8 protein-coding genes are annotated in these 9,647 nt (G+C 72.4%); 3 read left to right on the forward strand and 5 right to left on the reverse strand.

What is annotated here, in order from left to right; all coding sequences use genetic code 11:
• Positions 1 to 505: 505 nt before the first annotated feature.
• The 5 genes from G5C60_RS47340 to G5C60_RS47360 all read right to left on the reverse strand — a co-directional run bounded on the left by G5C60_RS47340 (position 506) and on the right by G5C60_RS47360 (position 6,402).
• On the reverse strand, positions 506 to 1,636 hold the full coding sequence (locus G5C60_RS47340) for a LacI family DNA-binding transcriptional regulator (protein WP_165269938.1): 1,131 nt from the start codon (positions 1,634 to 1,636) through the stop codon (positions 506 to 508).
• A gap of 224 nt (positions 1,637 to 1,860) precedes the next feature.
• A complete protein-coding gene (locus G5C60_RS47345; RefSeq protein ID WP_165269940.1) occupies positions 1,861 to 2,862 on the reverse strand; it encodes a PDR/VanB family oxidoreductase in 1,002 nt (333 codons plus the stop codon).
• Between the two features lie 97 nt (positions 2,863 to 2,959).
• Positions 2,960 to 4,147 (reverse strand): acetyl-CoA C-acyltransferase, encoded by a 1,188-nt coding sequence (locus G5C60_RS47350; RefSeq protein ID WP_165269942.1) that lies wholly within the window; start codon positions 4,145 to 4,147, stop codon positions 2,960 to 2,962.
• A 35-nt stretch (positions 4,148 to 4,182) separates the two neighbouring features.
• On the reverse strand, positions 4,183 to 4,788 hold the full coding sequence (locus G5C60_RS47355) for a histidine phosphatase family protein (RefSeq protein WP_165269944.1): 606 nt from the start codon (positions 4,786 to 4,788) through the stop codon (positions 4,183 to 4,185).
• Between the two features lie 60 nt (positions 4,789 to 4,848).
• A complete protein-coding gene (locus G5C60_RS47360) occupies positions 4,849 to 6,402 on the reverse strand; it encodes an AMP-binding protein (RefSeq protein WP_165269946.1) in 1,554 nt (517 codons plus the stop codon).
• A 197-nt stretch (positions 6,403 to 6,599) separates the two neighbouring features.
• Here G5C60_RS47360 and G5C60_RS47365 point away from each other — a divergent pair, with 197 nt between their 5' ends.
• The 3 genes from G5C60_RS47365 to G5C60_RS47375 are packed head-to-tail and all read left to right on the forward strand — an operon-like array spanning position 6,600 to position 9,512.
• Entirely contained in the window at positions 6,600 to 7,889 is a 1,290-nt protein-coding gene (locus G5C60_RS47365) for an acyl-CoA dehydrogenase family protein (RefSeq protein ID WP_206440890.1), read from the forward strand.
• 57 nt (positions 7,890 to 7,946) lie between these two features.
• Entirely contained in the window at positions 7,947 to 8,711 is a 765-nt protein-coding gene (locus G5C60_RS47370) for an SDR family NAD(P)-dependent oxidoreductase (protein ID WP_165269948.1), read from the forward strand.
• Between the two features lie 3 nt (positions 8,712 to 8,714).
• Positions 8,715 to 9,512 (forward strand): ThuA domain-containing protein, encoded by a 798-nt coding sequence (locus G5C60_RS47375; RefSeq protein ID WP_165269950.1) that lies wholly within the window; start codon positions 8,715 to 8,717, stop codon positions 9,510 to 9,512.
• Positions 9,513 to 9,647 lie beyond the last annotated feature (135 nt).

Here is a 9,647-nt window from a genome sequence, read left to right on the forward strand (position 1 = left end):
GAGTCGCTGTCACCGCTGCACGCGGCGAGCGCCGCGCCGAGGGACACCGCACCACTCGCGGCGAGGAACCGCCGACGGCTCATGGAGGACGTGGGAACGAAGGATCTGGGCATGGTGAACTCCCGCCGATGGCAAGGGAACGGCACGCCTGGCGAGGGGCGCGTCGCACGGGTGAGGTGGTGCGGAAGGGGCGGATGAAGAGGCGCGAACCGCGCTACCGGGGAACTGGGGTTGCCGAGTTCAGGCGCACGTCACGCGGGTGTGCGGTGGCAGTGCGCGCGGGGAGTGCTCGCACAGCGGGGGATCCACGGTCGTGGACATTCGAGAGGCGAAGGCCGCCGCGGTGGGCGGCTGGTGCAGTGGCCGGATGCTGCGGCGGGCAGGTTGCGCGGTGGGCAGGTGGTGCAGTGGCAGGTCATGCCGCGGGCAGGTGTTGCCGCGGGCCGTGACCGACGTGCAGTGCGTGGGCCCGGGCGGGGTTGCCGCCGGGGCTGACGAAGGCTGTTCAGCGGACGGAGGGGGATTCGTCCGCGTCCGGGGGCGCGTGCGCCCCGCCGCGCGAACGGGAAGCCGTCTGCCGCCGCCCGCGCCCTTGTGCCTGGCGTCGCGGCGGGGGTGCCGTCGAGCAGCGGACGACGAGATCGACCGGCGGATCGTTCGCCGGTGGCAGCTCCACGTCCGGCTTCTCGATGGACTGCACGAGAAGCCGCAGTCCGTCCTGGGCCACGGCATCGAATGGCTGACGGACCGTCGTCAACTGAGGAGTCACGTAGGCGGCGACGGGGATGTCGTCGAAGCCGACCACGCTGACATCGCCCGGCACACGCAGTCCGGCGTCCGTCAGCGCACGGATCAGCCCGATGGCCATGTCGTCGTTCGCGGCGAAGACCGCGGTCACGTCGCCGCCGGAGGCGAGTTCGAGGCCCGCCGCGTAGCCGGACGCGGCCGACCAGTCGCCCTCGATGACGGGCGGCTGGTCCCTGCCGCGTGCGGTGAGGGCCGCGCGCCAGCCCGCGAGGCGGTCCCGCGCGGCGAACCACCTTTGTGGTCCGGCAATGTGATGGACCGTCATATGTCCGAGGTCCAACAGGTGCTCGGTGGCCGCCCGCGCCAGTGACTCGGCACCGACGCCCGTGGCCACCGCCCGGGGACCGGCGAACGACGCCGGCGCGCCCAGGACCAGGACCGGTACGTCGATGCTGAGCGAGACGCCTCCCTCGTCGATCGGCTCGGAGACGACGATGCCGTCCACGCCCTGTTCGAGGAGTGACTCCACGGCACCGGCGACACCTCCCGGGTCGCCCTCCAGCGTGTTGACCACCCGCAGCGCATAGCCCGCGTCCCGGGCGGCCCGCTCGATGCCGATGAGCAACGAGGCGGGCCCGTAAAGGGCGGTGCCCAGCGCGACCACACCGATGGACCGGGTCCGCCCGGAGGCCAGGGCGCGGGCCGCGTTGTTCAGCCGGTAGCCGAGCGTCTCGGCGGCTTGCAGTACACGCCGACGAACCTCGGCGGAGACGTACTGCTCCCCGTTGAAGACCCGGGACACCGTCTTCTGTGAAACGCCCGCCAGCCGGGCCACATCCACGCCGCGCGGCGCGGCGGAGCCGCCGCTCCGTGCTTCTCCTCGCGTCATGGTGTCTCCCTGCGTCCGGCGGCCTGAATCCTAGCCAGTCATCTGTGTGACTGCGCTGTCATGACTGCGCAGTCATGTGTACGCATCCGAACGGGGCGCGTCAAGAGTTCGCGCAACATCTCTGTAATCCAGCGGCAGACCGAGCCGTCAATTCCAGCCGCAGACATGCACACATGGCGGGCTCGGAGACAGCTTCTCAACCCGCGGGCGCCGTGAAGGCAGGCTCAGAGGTCGAGCAGCAGGCGGGGTCCGCAGGAGCGTGAGACGCAGATCAGCATGGTGTCGCCCGCGGCCCGCTCGTCCTCGTCGAGCAGGGAGTCCCGGTGGTCGGGCGTGCCCTCCAGCACGTCCGTCTCGCAGGTGCCGCAGGTGCCTTCCCGGCAGGAGAACAGAACCGGGACACCGGCCTCTTCCACCACTTCGAGCACCGAGCGGTCCGGCGGCACGGTGAGCGTGAGCCCCGACCGGGCGAGCACCACCTCGAAGGCCTCCGCCGGAGCGGTCCCGGCCGGCTCGACCGGGGCGAACCGCTCGACGCCCAGTGTGCCGGAAGGCCAGTCGGCGCACTGTTCCTGCACGGCCCGAAGCAGTGGCTCCGGGCCGCAGGCGTGCACAAGCGTCCCCTCGCGGGGCGGGCCGATGAAGGCGGCGAGGTCCAGCAGGCCGTACTCGTCCTGCGGCCGGACGGACACCCGGTCTCCATAGGGCGCGAGGCGGTCGAGCAAGGCCATGGAGCTGCGGGTACGGCCGCCGTACAGCAGCCGCCAGTCGGCGCCCGCGGCTTCGGCGGTCTCCACCATCGGCAGGATCGGGGTGATGCCGACTCCGCCCGCGATGAAGAGATGGCGCTCGGCCGGGCGCAGCGGGAAGTTGTTCCGCGGACCGCGCACCCGCACGGCCGAGCCCTCCGTCAGCCGGTCGTGGACGTACGAGGAACCGCCCCGGCCCTCCGGTTCGCGCAGCACGGCGATCTGCCAGGCCGCCCGGTCGGCGGGACTCCCGCACAGCGAGTACTGGCGGACGAGGCCGTTGTCCAGCAGCAGGTCGATGTGGGCGCCCGGCGCCCAGGCCGGGAGCGGTTCGCCCTCCGGGTGGCGCAGAACGAGGGAGACGACGCCGTCGGCGGCAGGGCTGCGGGAGTCCACGACGAGAGTCGCCTCGCTGTGGTCCGACGGCGACTGCGGTGCCTCGGTGGTCCGGAGGGCCTGGAGCGGCTGGTTGGTCATGTGCGTCAACCTGAGTCTCGTACGAGTGGGGCGGCGGGAGGAGTGCGGCGAGTGGCGGTGGAGGGCGGCGTGGCGGTTGCCGGGGGAGGCCAGGGCCTCAGCCGCGCGGTACGTGCAGCAGCAGGGCGTCGCCCTGGCCGCCACCTCCGCACAGGGCGGCGGCCCCGGTACCGCCCCCGCGTCGCCGAAGCTCTAGGGCCAGCGTCAGCGCGAGCCGGGCGCCGGTCATACCGACCGGGTGACCGAGGGCGATCGCGCCGCCGTTCACGTTCACCTTCTCCGGGGCGACACCGAGTTCGCGTACGGACGCCAGTGCCACACCGGCGAAGGCTTCGTTGATCTCGAACAGGTCGAGGTCGGCGGCCTTCAGCCGGCCGTCGCGTGCCAGTGCGTCGCGCACCGCGCCGGCGGGCTGGACGAGCAGGGAGGGGTCGGGGCCCGCGACGGTGCCGTAGGCGCCGATCTCGGCGAGCGGCGTCAGGCCCTCCCGGCGGGCCCGGTCCGCGCTCATCACGACCACGGCCGCGGCGCCGTCGGACAGCTGCGAGGCGTTGCCCGCGGTGACCGTGCCGTCGGCGGAGAAGGCGGGGGAGAGCCGCCCGAGGCTCTCGGCGGTGCTCTGCGGACGTACGCCCTCGTCGGCATCCACCACCGTCTCACCCCGGCGCCCGGTCACTGTGACCGGTGCGATCTCCGCGGCGAACGCGCCCGACTCCTGGGCGTGGTGGGCACGTTGGTGCGACAGCGCGCTGTACTCGTCCTGCTCCTCGCGGCTCAGCGCGAACGGCCGCTGGTAGCGCTCGGTGGCCGCGCCCATGGAGACACCGTCGAAGGCGCAGATCAGCGCGTCGCGGTCGAGGGAGTCCTCGGCGGTCGCCGACCCGTACTTCCACCCCGTCCGGGCGCCGCGCAGCAGGTGCGGGGCACCGGACATCGACTCCATGCCGCCCGCCACGACCACCTCGTGGCGCCCCGAGGCGACCATGAGGTCGGCCAGCGCGATGGCGTGCAGCCCGGACAGACACAGCTTGTTGACGGTGCTCGCGGGTACGGCGAACGGGATGCCGGCGGCCACCGCGGCCTGCCGGGCCGTGTTCGGGCCCGCCCCGGCCTGGATGACATGGCCCATCACGACGGCCTCGACGGAGGCCGGGTCCAGCCGCGCCCGGGACAGCGCGGCACGGACGGCGTGGGCGCCGAGGTCGGCAGCGGACAGGCTGCTCAGCCCGCCCATGAGCTTGCCGATGGGAGTTCTCGCTCCGGCGACGATGACGGATCCGGGCATGTCCGGGCCTCCTGCGGTATCGAGGTGATGGGTTGTCAGCCGACCGGGTCGACGGCGCGGTCCGCGACCAGATGGGCCGTCTCGTTCACGGAGTGCAGGACGACCCGCCCCCCGGGCATCCGCCGCACCCGGCTGACCGAGGTGTAGCCGGGGTGGAACCAGAACATCCGGGGTATCTCGAGCACGGTCGCCAGATAGGTGTTGGTGATGCCGCCGTGGCACACGGCCGCGATCCGCTCGCCGGGGTGGGCGTCCAGCATGGTGTTCATGGCCCGCACCGCCCGGGCCCGGAAGGCGTCCCAGTCCAGGTCGGGTACGAAGTCCTCGTACCGTCCCTCGGAGAGCGCCACCGACCGGGGATCGTCCGGGAGGATCTGCTCCGGCGGTGTGTAGGGGTGCGAGACGTCGGTGTCCCACTCGCGCAGGTCGTCCAGTACGGCGGCGGTCATACCCGTCAGCCGCTCCAGCGGTGCCACCGTGTCACGGGCCCGCCGGTACGGACTCGTGTAGAGGGCGTCGATGCCCTCGTGCGCCAGCCAGGGCGCGAGGCGCTCGGCCTGGGCGACGCCCTCCGGCGACAGCTCCGGGTCGAACACGCCGGAGACGGGGAGACCGTGCCGGACGAGCAGAAGTTCCGTCATGAAAAATCCTTCACGAGAGAAAAGAACTCAGAGAAAAGAACTCTGGGGGGAGGGGCGAGCTCAGCCGGCGATCGTGCGGTCGGAGTCCCAGTAGGGGCGGCGCATCGCCCGCTTGTCGAGCTTGCCCATGGCGTTGCGGACGAGCTCGGGGACGAACTCGTACGACTTGGGGCACTTGTACGCGGCCAGCCGTTCGCGGCAGAACCGGTCCAGTTCCTCTTCCTCCGTGGTCCGCTCGCTTCCGGTGGAGACGATCAGGGCCCGCAGCGACTCGCCGAAGTCCGGGTCGGGCACGCCGATGACCGCCACCTCGGCGACCTCCGGGTGCTCGCGCAGGACGGCTTCGCTCTCGGCCGGGTAGAGGTTCACCCCGCCGGAGACCACGACATCGGCGGCCCGGTCGGTGATGAAGATGAAGCCGTCCGGGTCGACGTAGCCGATGTCGCCGAGGGTGAAGACGCCGGGGGAGAGGTAGGCGGCCTTGGTCTTGTCCGGGTCGGCGTGGTAGCGCACGCCCCGGCCCTCGGGCGCACGGAACGCCAGCAGGCCGAGTTCGCCGGGTGGCAGCGGGTGGCCGTCGTCGCCGGTCACCAGCACGTCGAACGGGGGCTGGACACGTCCGACGGAGCCCGGGTGCTCCAGCCACTCCGTACTGCTGATGCGTGCCACGGTGCCCGCCTCGCTGGCGCCGTACGACTCGGTCAGCACCGGACCGAACCACTCGATCATGGCCCGCTTCACCTCCGGCGGGCACGCGGACCCGGTGTGGGAGACCTGCAGCAGGCTGGAGACGTCGTAGCGCTCGCGCACCTCTTCCGGCAGGGCGAGCAGGCGCTGGAAGTGGGTGGGCACCATCACGGTGGAGGTGACCCGCCACTCCTCGACACGGCGCAGGAACGCCTCCGCGTCGTATCTGCCGAGTACGACGACCTGCTGACCCGCCGCCAGATGCCGCAGTGAGGTCAGCGGGCCGTTGTGCTGCAGCGGGCCGCACACCAGGTGGGGCCCCGGCGGGAATCCGGGCCGGGCGGCCACCGCGGCCAGGTAGGCGGCGCTGTCGACGGCCGGACCGGTCACCCAGCGCACCTCGGTGCCGCGCGCCCGGCCGGTGGTGCCCGAGGTGTAGACGAGGGGCGGCCGGGCGGGCCGCTCCGCGGGGATGGCCGCAGGGGCGGCGGTGGCGGGCGCCGCCGCCAGCCACAGGTCCCAGTCGAAGGCGTGCCCGGCGGGCGGGGTTCCGTGCGTCACGACCGGCAGGCCCAGTTCGCGGGCCGCTTCGATGGCGACTCGTGCGCCGGCGGGTCCGGCGATGACGGCGGTCGCGCCCGCGTCGGTGATCTGGTCGACGAGTTCGCCCACGGTCAGCTGCCGGGACGTGGCGACGGTGCCCACTCCGGCGCACAGTCCGGCCAGGTGGGCGACGAGTGTGGGGATCGCGTTGTCGCCGAGGACGGCGACCCGGTCGTCGGGACCGGGCGCGAACTCCAGCAGCCGTGCCGACGCCCGCGCCACCTGGTCGGCGAGCCCGGACCAGGACAGCACCTCCTGGTCGTCCACCAGGGCTGGCTCGTCGGGTGTTTCTTGCGCACGACGGTCGAGTGGTGGCAGGGACATGGCTCCTCCGGCGGCTCCTCGGTCGTCTCCCCGGATTCACTGGGGAGCCGATGCGGAGACTGTAGCGTTTATCAAGAAAGTGCGGAACACTCTGATCCGAGCCGGACGCATCCCCGCATGATCCGAGGGGAGGTCGCGTGTTCTTTCGGCTCATCGTTACTGAAGCTGTCGTCTGGTAAGTGCCCTGAGGAGGAACCATGTCCGAGCCGGATGTGAACCAGCTGGACGTGGACACATGGCGCACACGGGCCAGGCAGTGGCTGACCACCGTGCTCGAACCGGTCCGGCCCCCGGAGTCCAGCTCGCAAGCCGCCGATCTCGCCGTGTTCCACAACCTCCCCGACGACGAGGAACGGCTGCTCCTTGAGCGCTGCCGCGCCTACCAGCGCGCTCGCTTCGACGCCGGATACCAGGCCCTGACCCTCCCTCGGGCCAACGGCGGCGCGGGCCTGACCGCCGCTCATGCGGCGGCCTTCGCCCAGGAGGAGTCGGCCTTCGAGGTGCCGCCGTCGACCGAGCTGATCAGTGTCACGGTGCGGCTCGTCGGGATGGCCGTCTCCCTCTTCGGCACCGCCGAGCAGCGCGACGACCACGCACGCGCGTTCCTGCGTACGGACCGGCTGGCCTGCCAGCTCTTCAGCGAGCCCGGTGCCGGATCGGACCTTGCCGCCCTGCGCACCCGCGCCCGCCAGGAGGAAGCCGAGGGTGAGGGCGAAGGCGAGGGCGGTGGCGGGGGCGACTGGGTGATCGACGGTCAGAAAGTGTGGACCTCGGGAGCCCAGTTCGCCGACTACGGGCTGCTGCTCGCCCGCACCGACCCGGACGTGGTCAAACAGGCGGGCATCACCGCCTTCCTGATCCCGATGGACGCCCCCGGAGTGGAGATACGGCCCATCCGCCAGATGAGCGGCGGTGCCTCCTTCAACGAGGTGTTCCTGAGCGGCGTACGCGTCCCGGACCGGCTGCGGATCGGGCGCCCCGGACAGGGCTGGGAGGTCGCCAACGCCACGCTCGCCTTCGAGCGCACCGCCTCCGGCTCCGGAAACCGGCGCAAGGGCGGCACCTTCGACGACGTACTCGCTCTCGCGCGCTCGCTGCACCGCACCGGCGACCCGCTGGTACGCCAGCAGCTGGCCGACCTGTATGTGCGCGGCGCGCTGCGCGCCGCCACCGTGGACCGCGTCGCCAGGGCGAGCGCGGCCGGCGGGCGGCCGGGGCCCGAGGCCTCGCTGACCAAGCTCATGGCATCCGACCTGCTCACCCGCACAGGGCAGGTCGCCGCCGAACTGATGGGCGCCCGGATCACCGCCGACACCGGAGAGCCGGACACGTACGCCTGGACGCAGCACCTGCTCGGCGCCCCGGGCTACCGGCTGGCCGGCGGCACCGACCAGATCCAGCGCAACCTGATCGGCGAGCGGGTGCTGAAGCTGCCGGGAGAGCCGCGTGTCGACCGGGTGCCCTTCTCCGAACTGACCGGCAACTGAGCCGTTCCACTGAGCCGTGCCGGGGACGACCACCGCAACAACCGAGGAGTGACATCGATGGATCTGGGACTGACAGGGGCGAAGGCGCTGGTGACCGGCGCGAGCCGGGGCATCGGCCGGGCGATCGCGGAGACACTGGCCGCGGAGGGCTGCTCGCTGGCACTGTGCGCCCGGGGCGAGGAAGGCCTCGCCAAGGCCGCCGCCGAGCTGCGCGCCGAAGGAGCGACCGTGTTCGCCGAACCGGTCGACGTCACCGACCCGGCCGCCCTCGCGGGCTTCGTGGAGCGGGCGGCCGGCGAGCTCGGCGGCCTTGACCTGCTGGTGTCCAACGTCTCGGCAGGCAACGTCAAGGGCCCCGAGTCGTGGGAGGCGAGCCTGCGCGGCGACCTGATCCCGTTCGCGGGACTCGTCGAGTCGGCCCTGCCGTATCTGGAGGCCTCCGACCGGGCCGCCGTCGTGGCCATCGGCACCACCAACGCGTCCGACACCGCGCGCCCGGCCGGAGCCAACTCGTACTCCGCACTGAAGGCCGCCGTGGTCCAGCACGCCTCGGCGCTCGCCCACGCCCTCGCCCCGAAGGGCATCCGGGTCAACACCGTCTCGCCCGGCCCGATCGACTTCCCTGGCGGTGCCTGGGAGACCATCCGCACCGCGCGGCCGGAGGTGTACGAGGAGGTCCTGGCCAAGCTGCCGATCGGGCGCTACGGCACCGCGGAGGACGTGGCCGCGGCGGTGGCGTTCCTGCTGGGCCGCACCGGCTCGTTCTGCGTCGGTGTCAACCTCGTGGTGGACGGCGGGCTGCTGACCCGCGTCCAGTACTGAGCCGTGGCGGGCCCGGCGGGCCGCCTGGACGCCGTACTGGTCTGCGGCGGCAGGTGGCACGACTTCGACCACGCGCGGCTGCGGCTGCTGGAACTGCTCGCGGACCATCCGCGCGTACGCACCCGGGTGTACGAGGACTACGACTGCCTGCCCGCGCTGGAGGCCGCCGACCTGCTGGTCACCTACACCTGTGACGTACGGCCGGACGCCGGGCAGCAGAAGGCGCTGACGCACTTCGTCGAGCGGGGCGGGCGCTGGCTCGCCCTGCACGGCACCAATTCCGTGATCGAGCCGCCCGCTCCCGGTGGGCCGCGGGTGTTCACCACGCCGCGGCTCCTCGGCGAGCTGGCCGGGGTGCTCGGCAGTCAGTTCCTGGCCCACCCGCCCATCGAGCCGTACGAGGTGCGGGTGACCCGGCCGGAGCATCCGCTGGTCGCCGGGATCGAGCCGTTCACGGTCTCCGACGAGCTGTATGTCAGCGAGCTGCACGGGGAGTTGGAGGTGCTGTTGCACACCGACTACACGGGGCCGTGCCGCGGTTTCGCCGAGGGCGACACGGCTGCCCTCGACGACGCGTCCCGCCCCGTGCTCTACCTGAAGCGGCACGGCCTCGGCGAGGTCTGCTACTTCACCCTCGGTCACTGCCGGGGGCGGTACGACGTGCAGGACCTCGGTGTGGACGACACGGGGCGTGTGGACCGGGGGCCCTGGGGGACGCCGGAGTTCCTTACGGTGCTTGGGCGCTGCCTGGAGCGGGTCGTCGACGCCGGGCGACCGGTCATGGACCGGCCGGGCGCCTGAACGCCGACGGCCGTACCGGAGTCCTGGGCACTGGGCGTGTCGCGTTTCGACGGCGGGCAGGGTTTTCTCGCCCCCGCCGCCCCTACCCGTCCCATCCCGTTCCTGGGGGCTGCGCCCCCAGGAACGGGATGGGAC

The sequence above is a fragment of the Streptomyces scabichelini genome, assembly GCF_011045015.1.
Classification (GTDB): Bacteria; Actinomycetota; Actinomycetes; order Streptomycetales; family Streptomycetaceae; genus Streptomyces; species Streptomyces scabichelini.

Coding starts and splice junctions, on each gene's coding strand:
- G5C60_RS47365 (WP_206440890.1), top strand. CDS start 6,600: ATGTCCGAGCCGGATGTGAACCAGCTGGACGTGGACACATGGCGCACA.
- G5C60_RS47360 (WP_165269946.1), bottom strand. CDS start 6,402: ATGTCCCTGCCACCACTCGACCGTCGTGCGCAAGAAACACCCGACGAG.
- G5C60_RS47350 (WP_165269942.1), bottom strand. CDS start 4,147: ATGCCCGGATCCGTCATCGTCGCCGGAGCGAGAACTCCCATCGGCAAG.
- G5C60_RS47355 (WP_165269944.1), bottom strand. CDS start 4,788: ATGACGGAACTTCTGCTCGTCCGGCACGGTCTCCCCGTCTCCGGCGTG.
- G5C60_RS47345 (WP_165269940.1), bottom strand. CDS start 2,862: ATGACCAACCAGCCGCTCCAGGCCCTCCGGACCACCGAGGCACCGCAG.
- G5C60_RS47370 (WP_165269948.1), top strand. CDS start 7,947: ATGGATCTGGGACTGACAGGGGCGAAGGCGCTGGTGACCGGCGCGAGC.
- G5C60_RS47340 (WP_165269938.1), bottom strand. CDS start 1,636: ATGACGCGAGGAGAAGCACGGAGCGGCGGCTCCGCCGCGCCGCGCGGC.